The following is a 15,824-nucleotide window of genomic DNA, read 5'->3' on the forward strand; positions in this document are numbered from 1 at the left end:
ATAACGAAGAGAAGGGAAATTTCGGTATACGACCGAATTGAGGGGGAGCCGTGTCGACCAAGATTGAACTGCGGGAAATGAAGGCCGCCGACCTGCGGGAGCGTGCCCGTGAGGAAGGTATCCCGGGGATCTCGAACATGCGCAAGGACGACCTGATCGAGGCGCTGGCCGACGACGATCGGGAGGAGGCGGGCGCTGCCGGGGACGCCGGACCCGACGGCGGCCGCATCCGCACCGGTGACCGGTCGTCGAAGTCGCTGAAGTACTCGCAGGAGATCACCTCCCCGGACGACGAGCCGGAACGGGCCGGCCGCAGCCTCGCCACCACCAGCCACGAGGTGATCCGCCGGTGGGCCGAGTCGCGCGGCGGCACGGCGGCCACCGTCGACGGCACCGAGCACGACGGGCACGCGGGTGTGCTGCGGTTCAACTTCACCGGCGATGCCGGCCGGCTGCGTGAGATCAGCTGGGAGGACTGGTTCGAGACGTTCGACACCCGCGGGCTGAACTTCATCTACCAGGAGGAACGCAGCGACGGCGAGCAGAGCAACTTCTTCCGCCTGGAGAACCCGGACCGCGAGGACGCCTGACCCCGCGGCTGGCCGTCACCCGGATCCGAACGGGCTCAGCCGCCGCTGGACAGCACCGCCCAGCCGCGCGGCGGCAGCGTGATCTCCGGGCCGGCGAGGGTGGCGGCGCCGGCCAGGACGGCACGGGCGTCGGCGGCGGGCAGGGCGGCCGGGGCGTCGTCGAGGTTCAGGGCGGTCAGGATCGCGCCCGAACCGGTGGCGGTCCGGAGCAGGATCGTGCGGTTGTCCAGGTGCACGACGTCGGTGTGGGCGCGGATCAGCCAGGGGTGCCGGCGGCGTACGCCCAGCAGGGTCTGAAGGATCGGGAAGATCTCGCCGGGCGCCGGGGGTGTGGCCGGGAACTCGGGACGGACCGCGTCGTCGCCGCCGTGGCGGTGCTCCTTGACGCCGGTCCAGGCGTATTCGTCGCCGGCGTAGACGCTCGGCACCCCGGCGACCGTCGACAGCACGGCCATCGCGTGCGGCACGAACTCCGCGCCGATCGCCGACGCGATCCGGGTCGTGTCGTGGTTGCCGGCGAACGTCGACGGGACGAAAGTGGCCAGCAGATCGTTGTGGCGTTTCACGGCGTGCGCGAGCTCGAACAGGTTCCGGTCGGCGATGCCGTGCCAGAGACCCTGCCACAGCTCGTACTGGGTCACCGAATCCATCGTGGAGACGCGGACGATCTCGGCGAAGTCGCCGCGGATGACCTCGCCGGAGATCCACGCCTCCGGGTGGCGGGCGCGGACCCGGGGCAGCACGCCGGCCCAGAACGACGGCGGGACCGCGTACGCGGCGTCCAGGCGCCAGCTGTCCACGCCGCGGTCCAGCCAGTGCAGCATCACGTCGGTGACCAGGTCGGCGACAGCGGGGGACGAGTGGTCCAGGGCGACCAGCGCGTCGTGGCCCTCGAACACGTCGGCCCGCACCGGGTCGCCGGGACGCCAGCCGGACCAGTCGACGCGGAACATGCCGGCGGTGGGTGCGTCCGGGCCCTGCTCCTCGAGGGCGCGGAACGCGGGATGCGTACGCCCGAGGTGGTTGAAGACGCCGTCCAGCTGCACCCGGATGCCGCGCTGACGGGCCGCGGCGACGAGCCGGTCGAAGTCGGCGTCGTCACCGAGCCGCGGGTCGATGCGGAAGTGGTCCTCGGTGTCGTACCCGTGGGTGCGGGAGGCGAAGATCGGGCCGAGCGCGATCCCGTTGAGTCCGAGTTCGACCACGTGGTCGAGCCACGCCTCGATCCGCCCGAGCCGGTGGACGACCCCGGACTCCGGGCTCGCGGGCCGCACCGGGGCGCCGGTGAACCCGAGCGGATAGAGATGCCACCAGATCACATGATCATGCCAGGACGTCACGGGACGAAGCATAGATCCGGTCTAGCGGGACGGCACGGTGAACAGGTCGCCGGGCTGGCACTGCAGCACGTCGCACAGGGCGGTGAGCGTGCTGAACCGGATCGCGCGGGCGTGCCCGTTCTTCAGGTTCGACAGGTTCGCCAGCGTGATCCCGACGCGCGCGGACAGCTCGGTCAGGGTCATGCCGCGTTCCGCCAGCAGCTTCTCCAGGTGTACGTCCACCCGGTGCTCCTCGTCCGGCGGCATCACACCACCCCGTCGAGTTCGACCCGCATCGCCTGCCCGCGCCGCACGATCTCGCCGACCGCGAGCACCGCGATCCCGAGGAACAGCCAGGTGAGCGGTACGAGGAAGTCGACCACCGCGTACGTCCCGCCGGCGCCGACCGTGTCGCTCAGCACGAACCGGGCCACCGACTCGACCGCCCACACCGCCGGCCCACCGGCGATCAGCAGGATCCCGAGCGCCCGCAGCCGCCCCGCCAGCGCCGACCGGAACGGGTCACCCGCGCTCGCCTGCCGCACCGCCCGCCACAACAGCACGAGCACCACCGTGATCAGCGCGAACCGGGGCAGGGTCGCCGCCAGCTCGAGACCCCGCTGCGCCCAGCCCGGATCCTCGACGACCACGTCCAGCGAGGACCCGGGCCGGACACCGGGCGGAAGGCCGGCCGGCTCCCTCTCACCGATCGCGATCGGCACCTCGATCGGTTGCCCCGACACGATCGCGACGGTCGACGCGGCAGTGCCGACGCCGGCCGCGACCATGCCGAGCCCGAGCATGCCGCGCAACTCGTTCAGCCAGTCCGCCATCACGCCTCCTTATCGATTATCAATATATCGATAGTCGATAAGGCATCGAGGATTGTCAAGCCCGCTTCGCGCGCATCGCCCTGACCACCTTCAGGGCGCCGGACTCCAGATGGTCGCGGTAGTCCGGCGAGTCGACCGCGCAGAGCGCGATCCGGCCCCGCTCGTCACAGATCAACCCCCAGCCGTGCGTACGGGCCAGCGGTGACGTGCGCAGACACGGCTGGTCCTTGCTGAAGAACCGGGCGCGCAGCTCCGCCCTCTCGTCGTCGCCGGCCTCCAGCCCCTGCCGCGCGAACCACGACTCGAAGAGGACATCCTCCTGGGTGTACGTGAACGGGCGCTCCGACAACATCTCGTACTGGATCTGCGCCACCGTCCGGCCGGCCCCACGGGCCACCGGCACCTTCCCGTGATCCACCCTGCAGTCCTCGGCCACCGCGATGAACGTGCTGATGTAGTTCATGCCGACGCAGCGTATTAGCGCCGGGCCAGCCGCCGGCCGGTCGGTCCATGCCGGGTGGGACCTTCGTCCCTGTCGGCAGGTTGGGATACGGTCGACGATGGGTCATCGACGGAGGTGGTTGCGGTGGCGTTCCTGCTCATCGTTCTGGCGATTCTGCTCACCGCCGCGGTGCTGCCACTGTGGCGGCAGCCGCGGGACAAGCCCGAGCCGGAGGACGCCCGCGCCGAACGCGGGCCGGAGCCGACAACCCTGGAAGGGGCGCTGGTGGCACAGTTGATCAGCGGCGAGATCGCCGCCACGCAGTACCGGATCGCGGTCGCCCGGCTCGCCGCCCGCGACGAGGAACGCAACCCGATGTCCGTGCCGGACGCGTGAGGCCGCCGGGCGTCCCGGCAGCCTCACGAGACGTCATTTCGGCGCGGATCCCGGCTCGGCCATCCGGCGGTGCATCTCCGCCTTGACCTTGTCCGGGGCGACCTTGCTGGCGACCGCCTGCGCCCGGGTCCTCACCGACCCGGCGAGCACCTTCTCGTCGCCGTCCAGCAGCGCCTTGATCGCCTGCTCGGCGACCTGCGCCGGATCGTCCTTGTCGCTCGCCCCGACCCGGGTGTCGTCCATGTCGGCCCGGTGGAAGAAGTTCGTGTCGGTCGGGCCCGGCATCAGCGACGTCACGGTCACCCCACTGTCCTTCAGCTCGGCGCGCACCGCCTCGGCGAACGACTGCACGAACGACTTCGACGCGTTGTAGACCGCCTGATAGGTGCCCGGCATCATCGACGCGATGGAGGAGGTGATCAGGACCCGGCCGCGCTTGCGGGCCACCATCGGGGGCAGGGCCAGCTTCGCCAGGTGTACGGTCGACGTCACGTTCACATCGATCACATTGAGTTCGTCCGCGAGGTCCGTCCCGCCGACGAACTCGCCGCCGATGCCCCGGCCGGCGTTGAGCGCCAGCACGTCGATGTCCCGCCCGGTCGACGCGATCGCCGCCCAGGCCCGCTCCACGCCGTCGCGCCGGGCCAGATCCGCCCGGACCGCCGTCACCTGGTTCACGCCGTCGCGGCGCAGCCCGGCCGCGGCCTCCTCGATGCCCTCCTCCTCGGCGATGACCAGCAGGTCGTAGCCGTGCTCGGCGAGCTGCCGGGCCAGCTCGTACCCGATCCCACTGGAAGCGCCGGTGATCACGGCGAACGGGTTCGCACTGTCTGTCGTCATACCCGACCGGGTGCCCGCCGCGGCGGCGCTTAATCATCGCGAACCGATCGGCCACTTCCGTTCCCGGCCCGTCACGCCTAGTGTCCACAAAGCTCGATCGACACGGGTGACTGGAGACGTCTTGTTGCTGCGCCGTACCTCCGTAATCGCCGGTCCGATGGTCGCGATCCTGGCCGCGGGGGTGCTCGTCTCCGAAGTCGGCGCCGCCGCGACGGTCGAACCCGCGGTGAAGGCCGGGGTGGCCGCCGCCGCCGTCGACACCTCCGGGCCGTACGGGTCGATGCGCCGCACCGGCTCCACGGCCGTGGCGCTGACCTTCGACGACGGGCCGGACCCCAAGGTCACGCCGCAACTGCTGGACCTGCTCAAACAACAGAAGGTCAAGGCGACGTTCTGCCTCACCGGGTGGCGGGCCCGGGACAACCAGGCCCTCGTCCGCCGGATCGCCGCCGAGGGGCACACCCTCTGCAACCACTCCTGGCAGCACCTGGAGGACCTCGGCAAGCGCGACGACGCGACGATCCGCAAGGACCTGCAGAGCACCACCCAGTGGATCCGGCAGGCGGTGCCGGGCGTCCCGGTCGAGTACTTCCGGGCGCCGTTCGGCAACTGGTCCGCACGGCTCAACGCGATCGCTCTGGAACTGGGCATGACCCCGCTGTCGTGGAACGTCGACGACCAGTCGTGGATGAGCGGGACGTACGGCAAGGGCAGCGCGATGGTCCAGCACATCGTCACCATCGTGCAGAAGGAGACCCGCCAGGGCTCCATCGTGCTGGGTCACGACATGGCGAAACCGTGGACGGTCACCGCGTACCGCACCCTGATCCCCTGGCTGAAGCAGCGCTTCCAGCTGATCCCGTTGCCCGTCTTCCGGTTCCAGGCGCCGGACGGCCTCAGCCGGCGCCCGCGGGTGAAGGCGCCCGCGTCAGCCGCGAATGGCTGACCAATTCTTCACCAGAAATCCATCCTCAGCGAGTTGACGTTGATTGATACGCTCCGCCCGCCTTACTGAGGAGGAGAGACATCGAAGTGAAGAGACTATCCAGCATCGCGTCCGTTCTCGCGCTTTCTCTGGGGATGGCGATCGCTCCGGCGGCGGCGGCCTCGGCGGCCACGAACCGGAGCGGGGCGGAGCGGCTGAACATTCCGAACAGCAGCGCGTGCAAGGCCGGCCGCACGGTCATGCAGGGCATGGTGGCCGGGCCGGGCGGGGCGCTCTACATCGTGTTCACCAAGGCGGCGGGCGCGGAGCCGGTGCTGTCGCGGTGGACCCGGGACGGCACGGCGTGGGACGGCGCCAGCTGGATCTGCGCCGGCGCGCCGACCTCCATCCCGGCGCTCGGGCACGGCAACGACCTGGCGTACCACGCGAACTACCTGGGCGGCGGCCCGGCGCTGATCGCCACCCAGGGCAGCCAGTCGGCGTTCCTGAGCAACCAGGTGACGATCATCAAGCTGAGCTCGGCCGGGGCCATCGGCGCCGTCTCCGAGGTGACGCTGCCGATGAACATCAGCGGCCTCTGCTACAGCGCGACGGCGGCCGGCGGCGCCGGCAAGTACGCCGCCCGGCGGCTCGGCAGCCTGTGGACGCACGCCGGGTCCGGGGCGCTGACCAGCGGCTGGACGCTGGTGAACAGCAGCATCACCAGCCACGACAACCGCTCCGACCAGGGCATCGACTGCTCGGAGAACTACATCTGGAACACCAAGTCGATCAACACCTCGTCGGCCCAGACCGGCTGGAACTGGGTCTACCAGTACAACTGGTCCGGCGGCGACGTGGAGAGCGACATCGGCGTCCCGGGTAACGACCTGGTCGACGAGATCGAGGACGTCACCCACATCGGCGGCGAGTTCTTCGTCGGCATCAACCGCAACGACGGCCTCGCCGACTCGGTGAAGGTCTTCGTCGAGTAACACGGGCGATCCCAGCGAATGGCTCCGGTCCATGGACCGGAGCCATTCGGCGCTGTCAGGAGAAGCAGGCGTCCACCACGGCGGGGGAGACCTCGGCGAGGGTGGCCGGGTTCCAGCGCGGCCGGCGGTCCTTGTCGATGATCTGGGCGCGGATCCCCTCGGCCAGGTCCGGCAGCCGTAGCAGCGCGGCCGACAGCCGGTACTCCTGGTCGAGCGCCGCCCGCAGCCCGGGCAGCCCGGCGGCCGTCCGCAGCGACCGGAGGGTGACGACCAGGGACGTCGGCGACTTGGTGCCGATCTCCTTGGCGGCGGCCTGTGCGGCGGGCGACGGGTGGGCGGCGAGCCGGTCGACGATCGCGGCGACGTCGTCCCCGGTGTAACAGGAGTCGATCCACGAGCGGGCGCCGTCCAGGTCGCCGGTCGCCGGGGCGGTGGCGACGGCGGCCACGGCGGCGGCCGGATCGCCGTCCCGCAACCCGCGTTGCAACGCGGGCAGCCGCGCGGCCGGGACGTGGTGGTCGGCGAGACCGGCGGCGATCGCGTCGGTGGCGCCGATGGCCGTGCCGGTCAGCGCCAGATGGGTGCCGATCTCGCCGGGGGCATGCGACAGCAGCCACGACCCGCCGACGTCGGGGTGCAGGCCGATGCCGGTCTCGGGCATGGCCAGCCGGGACCGCTCGGTGACGACCCGGATCGCGGCGTGCGCGGACACCCCGATGCCGCCGCCCATCACCAGGCCGTCCATGAACGCGACGATCGGTTTCGGGTATGCGGCGATGGTGGCGTTCAGCCGGTACTCGGTGGCGAAGAAATCCAGCGTCCCGGTGCCGCCGGAGACCGCGTCGGCGTGCATCGACCGCAGGTCGCCGCCGGCGCACAGCCCGCGCTCCCCGGCCCCGCTGATCAGCACCGTCGTGATCGCGGGGTCGGAGGCCCACGCGTCGAGGGCCCGGCCGATGATCTCCACCATCTCCAGGGTGAGCGCGTTGATCGCGGCGGGCCGGTTGAGGGTCAGATGGCCGAGACGGCCGGTCACATCAGCGAGCACGGGTGGTGGGGTCACCGCGTCATCTTAGAGATCAGACACACCATGTTGGGTTGCGGTTTTTCCCAGCCGTCCATATATGGTGTCTCCCGCAGCTGGTTCGGCCGGTCTTCCCAGACTCGGCCGAGGCAACAGGGAACCCGGTGGGAAACCGGGACTGCCCCGCAGCGGTGAGTGGGAACGACCGCCGTCATGAAGCACTGGGCTCGCGAGCCTGGGAAGCGACGGCCAGTAGGCATGCGTACGACGCCCACGAGTCCGAAGACCTGCCAGCGCGCCGCACACCGGCCGGTGTGCGGCGGTCGAAGGCCGCGTGGGACGGCCGACGCCGATCGTGTCCGCGTGGCCGCCGTGCCCGCGGGCCGGATGGTGTCCGCCCTCGCGCGTCCTGGAGCTCGCGAGGAGAGGGCATGACGCTCACACCGGAGAAGATCACCGGCGTGCCGGAACAACGGCGGCATGCGATGCAGGTGCGCAAGAGAAACGGCGACCTGGAAGCGGTCGACGTCAACAAGATCGTCACAGCGGTCGAGCGGTGGGTCGCCGACCTGGACGAGGTCGACCCGCTGCGGGTGGCGACGAAGACGATCAGCGGCCTGTACGACGGCGCGACCACCGAAGAGATGGACAAGCTGTCGATCCAGACGGCGGCGGAGCTGATCGGCGAGGAGCCGCAGTACTCGAAGCTCGCGGCGCGGCTGCTCACGGCGTACGTCGGCGAAGAAGTCCGTGGTCAGGGTGTGGAGTCGTTCAGCCAGTCGATCCGGTACGCGCACGGGCTGGGGCTGATCGGCGACGAGACGGCGGCGTTCGTGGCGGCGCACGCGGGCGAACTCGACGACGCCGTGGACCCGTCCGGTGACCTGCGGTTCGAGTACTTCGGACTGCGGACCGTCGCCGACCGGTACCTGCTGCGGCACCCGGAGACCCGGCTGGTCGTGGAGACGCCGCAGTACTGGCTGCTGCGTGTCGCGTGCGGCCTGTCGACGGGCGTCGCGGAGGCGGTCGGCTTCTACCGGCTGATGTCGTCGCTGGCCTATCTTCCCAGCTCACCGACCCTGTTCAACTCCGGCACCCGGCACACCCAGATGTCGTCGTGCTTCCTGGTCGATTCGCCGAAGGACGAGCTCGACTCCATCTACGAGCGCTATCACCAGGTCGCGAAACTGTCGAAGTTCTCCGGCGGCATCGGCATCGCCTGGTCGCGGGTCCGGGGCCGGGGCGCGCTGATCCGCGGCACGAACGGCAAGTCGAACGGCATCGTCCCGTTCCTGAAAACCCTCGACGCCGGGGTGGCGGCGGTCAATCAGGGCGGCCGGCGCAAAGGCGCGGCGTGCGTCTATCTGGAGCCGTGGCACCCGGACGTCGAGGAGTTCCTGGAACTGCGCGACAACACCGGTGAGGAATCGCGGCGTACCCACAATCTGAACCTGGCGAACTGGATTCCGGACGAGTTCATGCGCCGGGTCGAGGCCGACGCCGACTGGTCGCTGATCGACCCGTCGGACGCCCCGGAACTGCCCGACCTGTTCGGCGCGGCCTTCGACGAGGCCTACCGGGCGGCCGAGAAGAAGGCGGTCAGAACCGTCAAGGCCCGGGATCTGTACGGGCGGATGATGCGCACCCTGGCGCAGACCGGCAACGGCTGGATGACCTTCAAGGACCGGTCCAACGCGCTGTCGAACCAGACCGGCGAACCGGGCAACGTCATCCACCTGTCCAACCTGTGCACCGAGATCCTCGAGGTGAACAGCGACGACGAGACGGCGGTCTGCAACCTCGGGTCGATCAACCTGGGCGCGCACGTCACCGCCGACGGGGTCGACTGGGCGAAGCTGCGGGACACCGTCCGCACGGCCGTGGTCTACCTGGACCGGGTCATCGACATCAACTACTACCCGTCGCAGCAGGCGGCGAAGTCCAACCCGCGCTGGCGGCCGGTCGGCCTGGGCCTGATGGGCCTGCAGGACGCGTTCTTCACGCTGCGGCTGCCGTTCGACTCGGCGGCGGCGAAGGAGCTGTCGACACGGGTCCAGGAGGAGATCTTCCTGACCGCGCTGGAACAGTCGGCGCAACTCGCGGCGACGTTCGGCGCGCATCCGGCGTACCCCGAAACCCGGGCCGCCAAGGGTGACCTGCACGCCGACCTGTGGGGCGCCGACCTGACGCAGAATGCGCGCTGGAATGCGGTTCGCGCCGCGGTGAAACAGCACGGGCTGCGGAATTCGCTGCTGATCGCGATCGCGCCGACGGCCACGATCGCGTCCATCGCCGGCTGCTACGAATGCGTCGAACCGCAGGTCTCCAACCTCTTCAAACGGGAGACGATGTCGGGCGAGTTCCTGCAGATCAACACCTATCTGGTACGGGAGCTCAAGTCCCGTGGCCTGTGGACCGCCGCCGTTCGCGAGCAGATCAAACGGGCCGAGGGCTCGGTCCAGGCGATCGCCGAACTGCCCGCCGACGTCAAGGAACTGTTCCGCACCGCGTGGGAACTGCCGCAGCGCGCGCTGATCGATCTCGCCGCCGCCCGGGCGCCGTTCATCGACCAGTCGCAGTCGCTGAACCTGTTCCTGGCCGCCCCGACCATCAACAAACTCTCCTCGATGTATCTGTACGCCTGGAAGTCCGGCCTGAAGACCAGTTACTACCTGCGCTCGCGGCCGGCGACGCGCATTCAGCAGGCGACCGTGTCGGTGGCCCCGGCGCTGATTCCGGCGCTCACCCCGGCCGAAGCCTGCTCCCTGGAAAACCCCGAATCGTGTGAGGCCTGCCAGTAATGCTGCTCGACCCCGGAATGGACCTGACCCTGCGGCCGATGAAGTACCCGCACTTCTTCGACCGTTTCAAGGACGCCATCAAGAACACCTGGACCGTCGAGGAGGTCGACCTGCACGGCGACCTCGCCGACCTCGCTCGTCTGTCGCCCGCCGAACAGCATCTGGTGTCGCGGCTGGTCGCGTTCTTCGCCACCGGCGACACCATCGTCGCGAACAACCTGGTCCTCAACCTGTACCAGCACGTCAACTCCCCGGAGGGCCGGCTCTACCTGTCCCGGCAGCTGTTCGAGGAGGCCGTGCACGTCCAGTTCTATCTGAACCTGCTCGACACCTACGTCCCCGATCTCGCCGAGCGGACCGCCGCTTTCGCCGCCGTCGAGAACATCCCGTCGATCGCCCGCAAGGCCGAGTTCTGCTTCAAGTGGATCGACTCGGTCTTCGACCTGCGCAAGCTGGAGACCAAGGAGCACCGGCGGGCGTTCCTGCTCAACGTGATCTGCTTCGCGGCCTGCATCGAGGGACTGTTCTTCTACGGCGCGTTCGCGTACGTCTACTTCCTGCGCTCCCGCGGCGTGCTGCAGGGGCTCGCGTCCGGCACCAACTGGGTGTTCCGGGACGAGAGCATGCACATGGCGTTCGCGTTCGACGTCGTCGACCAGGTGCGCGCCGAGGAGCCGGACCTGTTCGACGACACGATGGAACAGCAGGTCCGCGACATGCTGGCCGAGGCCGTCGAATGCGAGGTGCAGTTCGCCGAGGACCTGCTCGAACAGGGCGTCTCCGGAATGTCCCTGGCGGACATGCGCGAATACCTGCAGCACGTCGCCGACCGGCGGTTGCAGGCGCTCGGGATCGCCCCGATCTACGGCAGCGGCAACCCGTTCGCGTTCATGGAGCTGCAGGACGTCCAGGAACTGTCGAACTTCTTCGAGCGGCGGGTCTCGGCGTACCAGGTCGGCGTGACCGGAAGCGTCAGCTTCGACGACGACTTCTGAGGGTCACCGGGACGCCGCCGCCCGACTAAGATCCACGAGTGACCACATCGGACATCGCGCTGGAGCTCGTCGGGCTCGTCAAACGGTTCGGCCCCAAGACCGCGGTCCACGACGTGACGCTGTCGGTGCCCGCCGGGTCCTTCTACGGACTCGTCGGGCCCAACGGCGCCGGCAAGACCACCTCCCTGTCGATGGCGGTCGGCCTGCTGCGACCCGACGCCGGGCACGCCCGGATCTTCGGCGTCGACGTGTGGGCCGACCCCATCGAGGCACGTGCCCTGGCCGGGGTGCTGCCCGACGGGCTCGCCCTGCCGGAACGGCTCACCGGCCGGGAGATGCTGGTCCACCTGGGCCGGCTGCGCGGCCTCGACCAGGTCACCGCGGCCGCCCGGGCCGCGGAGCTGCTCGACGTCCTGGACCTGCTCGACGCCGAACGCACCCTGGTCAACGACTACTCCACCGGCATGCGCAAGAAGATCGGCCTGGCCACCGCGCTGCTGCACGGCCCGCGCCTGCTGATCCTCGACGAGCCGTTCGAGGCCGTCGACCCGGTGTCCGCGCTGACCATCCGCGGCATCCTGCAGACGTTCGTCGCCGCCGGCGGCTCGGTCGTGCTGTCCAGCCACGTGATGGCCCTGGTCGAACAGCTCTGCGACCACGTCGCCGTGATCGACACCGGCCGGGTCGTGGCCGCGGGCACCCTCGCCGAGGTACGGGCCGGCGGCAGCCTGGAGGACCGGTTCGTCGAACTCGTCGGCGCCGCGGACGCCGTCCGGAAGGCGCCGTCGTGGCTCGCGTACTGATCGCCATGCGCCTGCGGGTGCTTGCCCACTCGCTCACCGGCGCCCGCGCCGCCAACATGATCACCGGTGGGGTCGCCGGGCTGCTGCTCGCCATCGGCACCGTCGTGCTCGCCGCGAGCGACCTCGCCCCCGAGATCGTTCGGGACGACCTGCTCGCGATCCTGCTGGCCTGCTGGATGTTCGGCTGGATCCTCGGCCCGGTCTACACCGGCGGCGACGACAGCCTGCGGCCCGAGCACTTCGCACTGCTGCCACTACGGCCGCTGCGGCTCGCGTTCGGCCTGCTCATCGCCGGATCGGTCGGGATCGCGCCGCTGGTCAGCCTGATCGCGTTCACGGCACTGACCGCCCACGCCGCGAGCCTCGGAACGGCCGCCGTCCTGGTGTCGGTGGCTGCCGCCGTACTCCAACTCGTCTTCGTCCTCGCCCTGTCCCGCCTGGTCGTCGGGCTGCTCGCGGTGGCGGTGCGGTCCCGGTTCGGCGCGATCCTGGCCGCGCTGATCAACGCCGGCATGGCCGTGCTGCTCAACCAGTCCTGGGTGCTGATCTGGGCGGCGGCACAATCAGAGCTTCTGACGTACGGGTTCCCGCCGCGCTTCACCACCGTGCTGCACTGGCTGCCCTCGTCGTGGGGCCTCAACGCGGTCGTCGCGGCCGGGCGCGGCGACTGGGCGCCGGTCCTGGGCCTCCTCCTCGGCCTCGTCGCGCTGATCGCCGGGGTGCTCGCGCTCTGGGCACGGCTGCTGGTCCGGCGGATCACCACCCGCGCGTCCCAGTGGGCGCCGAAAGGCAGCGGCGTGTCCGGTTCGCTGCTGGACCGGCTCGCCGCCCGCGGGGCCACCGGCACCGTCGCCGCGAAAGAACTGCGCACCTGGTCACGCGACCTGATGCGGACGCACCTGTTCTTCTACGCCCTGTTCTTCGGCACCCTGTACACCCTCGTCCCGGTGATCGCCGGCTGGTGGGGGATGCTGCCGTGGACCGGCCTGATCGTCGTGTCGATGGCCGCCGCCACCTCGGCGAACCTGTTCGGCCTCGACGGCACCGCCCTGTGGCTCAGCCTGGTCAACCCCGGCGGCGAACGCGCCGAGATCCGCGGCCGGCAGCTCGCCTGGCTCATCCAGGTTGCCCCGGTCGGCATCCTGCTCACCGTGGCCGGCACCATCGCCGGCGGCGACGCGCAGACCTGGCCGTGGGCGCTGTCCCTGCTCGCCGCGATGATCGGCGGCGGCGCCGGCCTCATCGTGCTGGTCTCGGTGTACGCGCTCGTCCCCGTCCTGGAACCCAAACGCCGCAGCGGCAACCCCCTCGAAGCCGGGCAGATCTTCGGCCAGCTCATCGTGACCCTGCTGCTGACCATCCTCACCGCGGCGCCGGCCGCCGTGGTCGCGTGGCTCGGCACCCGCTACGACCAGCCGCTCGTCACCTGGTCGGCGGTCGCCGTCGGTCTCGCCACCGGCGCCTGGCTCACCGTCTGGGGCGGTCGTCAGGCCGGTCGCCGCCTGCGCGCCACCGGCCCGGAACTGCTGGCCGCGATGCGCGGCGGCGGCACGGTCGCGGTCACCGTCTCGAAGCGCCAGGCGAACGCCACGAAACTTCCCAAGGGCCAGTCGGCGCTGGTCACCCTGATGTGGACGCTGTGCTGGATCCCGCTGATCCCGCAGGGCTTGATCCCACTCTTCATGATCTTCAACGACAGTACGGCGCGGGTGTGGTTCGCCGCCCTGTACCTGTCCGACCCGTGGCGCATCCCGGCGGCGGTGGCGTTCATCGCGCTCGGCGCCGCGATGCTCACCATCGGCATCCTCGTCCCGATCCGCCACAGCCGCACCCCGTCCACGCCCGAGCCCGACCGCGTCCTCGAGAAGGTGTGACTCCCCGCCCACAGATCGCCGGCCGTCGTCCAGACCGGTTATGGGTCGTCCGTAGCCGGTCTGGGCGACGGCCGACGCGCGCTACGGTTTGTCGGCCGTCGTTCAGGCGGGCCATGGGGCTGCGGTAGCCGGGGTGGGCGACGGCTGGGGAGGTCAGGGCGGGGGTGCGCTGATGGCGATGCAGGTCAGCGCGGACTGGGCCGGGCGCTCCTTCACCTGCCGGGCGATGCTGTCCTCGTCCATGCCGGGGAGGATGCATGTCCGCTGCGATTCGGTGATCTTCTGCAGGGTGGCGCCGATGTCGGGCAGGCGGCCGGCGCAGACGTGGCGGACTGCCAGGTACAGCGAGTTCAGGTCGCCGCTGTCGGACTTCACCGCCACCCACGACTCGAACTGCCGTGTCTCCCACGCGCACGTGGCGCGGCTGAGGGCTTCCAGTTCGGCGAAGTCCGCGTCGGTGAGGGGCCGGCCGAGCTGCGCCTCCAGGTCCGCCCGGTAGGCGGCGGGCTGGTAGCCGGCCGACGGTGACGCGGCGGGTACCGGCGCCGGGCCGGCCGGGGCCCCGCAGGCGGCCGTCGTCGCGGCGAACATCACACCGGCCAATGCGGCCCGGAACACACCGCCGTGGCGTCCGCGTTCTCCGGAATCCGTCGGCCTGTGCTGCCTGATCTGCACCGTTGCTCTCCCCGTCTGGTCACGTCGACGGGACACTGTCCCAGCCGACGATCATCGCCTCAACCGGATTGTCCGAGGCCCGGTCCAGCCACGGACCCGGCCGGGATCTGTCTCCGGTGCGGCGCGGAGCAAGGGTTCGGTGGGCCGCCCGGAAGCGGCCCACCGCAAGCGTCAGGCGGACCGCACCGTGAAGGTGTGCGTCGTCGTGGAGGTGTAGGTGTCGCCGGGGCGCAGGACCGTCGACGGGAAGTCCGGTTGGTTCGGGCTGTCCGGGAAGTGCTGGGTCTCCAGCGCGAACGCGTCGCCCTGCCGGTACTGCCGGCCGGTGGCGCCGCGGAACTTGCCGTCGAGGAAGTTGCCGGCGTAGAACTGCAGGCCCGGCTCGGAGGTCTCGATGGTGAGGCGGCGGCCGGACGCCGGGTCGTCGACGATCGCGGCCAGGCGCAGCTCGTCGTCACCGGCCTCGCCGGACAGCACGTAGTTGTGGTCGTAACCGCGGCCGATGGTGAGCTGCGGGTGATCGTCACGCAGCCGGGAACCGATCGGCTGCGGGGACCGGAAGTCGAACGGGGTACCCGCCACCGGGGCGACCTCACCGGTCGGGATCAGCGTCGCGTCGACCGGGGTGTAGTGCTCGGCCTCGATGTGCAGCAGGTGGCTCTCGATGGTGCCGCTGCCCTCGCCGGACAGATTCCAGTACGCGTGGTTCGTCATCGCCAGCACGGTCGGCCGGTCGGTGGTGGCCTGGTAGTCCAGCCGCAGGCAGTCGCCGTTGAGGGTGAACGTCACGCTGGCGTGCACCGCGCCGGGGAAGCCCTGCTCGCCGTCGGCGGAGTTGTACGCCATCCGCACCCCGCCGTCGACAGCGGTGGCCGTCCAGACCCGCTGGTCGAAACCGTGCGAACCGCCGTGCAGGGTGGTCTGCCCCTCGTTCTGCGACAGTTTGTAGGTCTCGCCGTCGAGGGTGAAGGCGCCGTTCGCGATCCGGTTCGCGTACCGGCCGACGGTCGCGCCGAAGAACGGATTCCCGGCCAGGTACGCGGGATCGGTGTAACCGGCCAGGTCGGCGAACCCGAGCGTCACGTTGCCGAGCACCCCGGCGGCGTCCGGGACCAGCACGGACTGGATGGTCGCGCCCCACGTGAGGATCGACACCGACATGCCGTTCGCATTGGTCAGCGTCCATTTCTCGATCACCGTGCCGTCGGCCAGCTCGCCGAACGGTGCCTTGTCGATACTCGTCATGGCGGCATGGTCTCAAACCACCCGCCGGGGCCTGTCAGTGACTCCGGGTGATCCCGAGCGCTGGGTC

General features: G+C 70.2%; 16 protein-coding genes and 1 riboswitch. Of the genes, 8 read left to right on the forward strand and 8 right to left on the reverse strand.

What is annotated here, in order from left to right; translation table 11 throughout:
* Window positions 1-50 precede the first annotated feature (50 nt).
* Complete coding sequence (locus tag ACZ3II_RS10615) at window positions 51-590, forward strand: Rho termination factor N-terminal domain-containing protein (RefSeq protein ID WP_465517365.1); 540 nt, start codon at window positions 51-53, stop codon at window positions 588-590.
* A gap of 35 nt (window positions 591-625) precedes the next feature.
* Here the strand turns inward: ACZ3II_RS10615 and ACZ3II_RS10620 are convergent, their stop codons facing one another.
* Genes ACZ3II_RS10620 through ACZ3II_RS10635 form a run of 4 tightly spaced genes read right to left on the reverse strand, consistent with a single transcriptional unit; the run spans window position 626 to window position 3,205 of the window.
* On the reverse strand, window positions 626-1,930 hold the full coding sequence (locus tag ACZ3II_RS10620) for an alpha-amylase family protein (RefSeq protein ID WP_465517366.1): 1,305 nt from the start codon (window positions 1,928-1,930) through the stop codon (window positions 626-628).
* 21 nt (window positions 1,931-1,951) lie between these two features.
* On the reverse strand, window positions 1,952-2,176 hold the full coding sequence (locus tag ACZ3II_RS10625; protein ID WP_465517367.1) for a helix-turn-helix domain-containing protein: 225 nt from the start codon (window positions 2,174-2,176) through the stop codon (window positions 1,952-1,954).
* Entirely contained in the window at window positions 2,176-2,742 is a 567-nt protein-coding gene (locus ACZ3II_RS10630; RefSeq protein WP_465517368.1) for a DUF2975 domain-containing protein, read from the reverse strand. Before ACZ3II_RS10630 ends, ACZ3II_RS10625 begins: the two co-directional genes overlap by 1 nt.
* Window positions 2,743-2,797: 55 nt before the next feature.
* The gene (locus tag ACZ3II_RS10635; RefSeq protein ID WP_465517369.1) at window positions 2,798-3,205 is read right to left on the reverse strand and encodes a DUF6157 family protein; all 408 of its coding nucleotides are present in this window, start codon (window positions 3,203-3,205) and stop codon (window positions 2,798-2,800) included.
* 123 nt (window positions 3,206-3,328) lie between these two features.
* On the opposite strand from ACZ3II_RS10635, the gene ACZ3II_RS10640 reads away from it, so the two are divergent.
* Window positions 3,329-3,580: a hypothetical protein gene (locus ACZ3II_RS10640; protein WP_465517370.1), complete on the forward strand. Its 252-nt coding sequence runs from the start codon at window positions 3,329-3,331 to the stop codon at window positions 3,578-3,580.
* Window positions 3,581-3,613: 33 nt separating this feature from the next.
* Here the strand turns inward: ACZ3II_RS10640 and ACZ3II_RS10645 are convergent, their stop codons facing one another.
* Window positions 3,614-4,420 (reverse strand): SDR family NAD(P)-dependent oxidoreductase, encoded by an 807-nt coding sequence (locus ACZ3II_RS10645; protein ID WP_465517371.1) that lies wholly within the window; start codon window positions 4,418-4,420, stop codon window positions 3,614-3,616.
* A 106-nt stretch (window positions 4,421-4,526) separates the two neighbouring features.
* Between ACZ3II_RS10645 and ACZ3II_RS10650 the strand changes: the two genes are divergently transcribed.
* Window positions 4,527-5,366: a polysaccharide deacetylase family protein gene (locus tag ACZ3II_RS10650; RefSeq protein ID WP_465517372.1), complete on the forward strand. Its 840-nt coding sequence runs from the start codon at window positions 4,527-4,529 to the stop codon at window positions 5,364-5,366.
* Window positions 5,367-5,500: 134 nt separating this feature from the next.
* Entirely contained in the window at window positions 5,501-6,340 is an 840-nt protein-coding gene (locus tag ACZ3II_RS10655) for a hypothetical protein (RefSeq protein WP_465517373.1), read from the forward strand.
* A 55-nt stretch (window positions 6,341-6,395) separates the two neighbouring features.
* Here ACZ3II_RS10655 and ACZ3II_RS10660 read toward each other — a convergent pair whose 3' ends face one another.
* The gene (locus ACZ3II_RS10660) at window positions 6,396-7,403 is read right to left on the reverse strand and encodes an enoyl-CoA hydratase/isomerase family protein (protein ID WP_465517374.1); all 1,008 of its coding nucleotides are present in this window, start codon (window positions 7,401-7,403) and stop codon (window positions 6,396-6,398) included.
* Between the two features lie 61 nt (window positions 7,404-7,464).
* Window positions 7,465-7,673: riboswitch (cobalamin riboswitch) on the forward strand.
* A gap of 122 nt (window positions 7,674-7,795) precedes the next feature.
* On the opposite strand from ACZ3II_RS10660, the gene ACZ3II_RS10665 reads away from it, so the two are divergent.
* Genes ACZ3II_RS10665 through ACZ3II_RS10680 form a run of 4 tightly spaced genes read left to right on the forward strand, consistent with a single transcriptional unit; the run spans window position 7,796 to window position 13,837 of the window.
* Window positions 7,796-10,165 (forward strand): ribonucleoside-diphosphate reductase subunit alpha, encoded by a 2,370-nt coding sequence (locus ACZ3II_RS10665; protein WP_465517375.1) that lies wholly within the window; start codon window positions 7,796-7,798, stop codon window positions 10,163-10,165.
* Window positions 10,165-11,160 (forward strand): ribonucleotide-diphosphate reductase subunit beta, encoded by a 996-nt coding sequence (locus ACZ3II_RS10670; RefSeq protein ID WP_465517376.1) that lies wholly within the window; start codon window positions 10,165-10,167, stop codon window positions 11,158-11,160. The genes ACZ3II_RS10665 and ACZ3II_RS10670 overlap by 1 nt, the downstream gene beginning before the upstream one ends.
* A gap of 38 nt (window positions 11,161-11,198) precedes the next feature.
* Window positions 11,199-11,963: an ABC transporter ATP-binding protein gene (locus tag ACZ3II_RS10675; protein ID WP_465517377.1), complete on the forward strand. Its 765-nt coding sequence runs from the start codon at window positions 11,199-11,201 to the stop codon at window positions 11,961-11,963.
* A complete protein-coding gene (locus ACZ3II_RS10680; RefSeq protein WP_465517378.1) occupies window positions 11,948-13,837 on the forward strand; it encodes a hypothetical protein in 1,890 nt (629 codons plus the stop codon). The genes ACZ3II_RS10675 and ACZ3II_RS10680 overlap by 16 nt, the downstream gene beginning before the upstream one ends.
* Window positions 13,838-13,990: 153 nt before the next feature.
* On the opposite strand, the gene ACZ3II_RS10685 is transcribed toward ACZ3II_RS10680, so the two are convergent.
* Complete coding sequence (locus ACZ3II_RS10685) at window positions 13,991-14,428, reverse strand: hypothetical protein (protein ID WP_465517379.1); 438 nt, start codon at window positions 14,426-14,428, stop codon at window positions 13,991-13,993.
* A gap of 255 nt (window positions 14,429-14,683) precedes the next feature.
* Window positions 14,684-15,757, reverse strand: a complete 1,074-nt coding sequence (locus ACZ3II_RS10690; RefSeq protein ID WP_465517380.1) for an aldose epimerase family protein — start codon at window positions 15,755-15,757, stop codon at window positions 14,684-14,686.
* Between the last annotated feature and the right edge of the window lie 67 nt (window positions 15,758-15,824).

This window comes from Actinoplanes sp. NPDC019969 (assembly GCF_055562375.1).

Coding starts and splice junctions, on each gene's coding strand:
- ACZ3II_RS10630 (WP_465517368.1), bottom strand. CDS start 2,742: ATGGCGGACTGGCTGAACGAGTTGCGCGGCATGCTCGGGCTCGGCATG.
- ACZ3II_RS10665 (WP_465517375.1), top strand. CDS start 7,796: ATGACGCTCACACCGGAGAAGATCACCGGCGTGCCGGAACAACGGCGG.
- ACZ3II_RS10635 (WP_465517369.1), bottom strand. CDS start 3,205: ATGAACTACATCAGCACGTTCATCGCGGTGGCCGAGGACTGCAGGGTG.
- ACZ3II_RS10625 (WP_465517367.1), bottom strand. CDS start 2,176: ATGCCGCCGGACGAGGAGCACCGGGTGGACGTACACCTGGAGAAGCTG.
- ACZ3II_RS10685 (WP_465517379.1), bottom strand. CDS start 14,428: ATGTTCGCCGCGACGACGGCCGCCTGCGGGGCCCCGGCCGGCCCGGCG.
- ACZ3II_RS10645 (WP_465517371.1), bottom strand. CDS start 4,420: ATGACGACAGACAGTGCGAACCCGTTCGCCGTGATCACCGGCGCTTCC.
- ACZ3II_RS10670 (WP_465517376.1), top strand. CDS start 10,165: ATGCTGCTCGACCCCGGAATGGACCTGACCCTGCGGCCGATGAAGTAC.
- ACZ3II_RS10690 (WP_465517380.1), bottom strand. CDS start 15,757: ATGACGAGTATCGACAAGGCACCGTTCGGCGAGCTGGCCGACGGCACG.
- ACZ3II_RS10655 (WP_465517373.1), top strand. CDS start 5,501: ATGGCGATCGCTCCGGCGGCGGCGGCCTCGGCGGCCACGAACCGGAGC.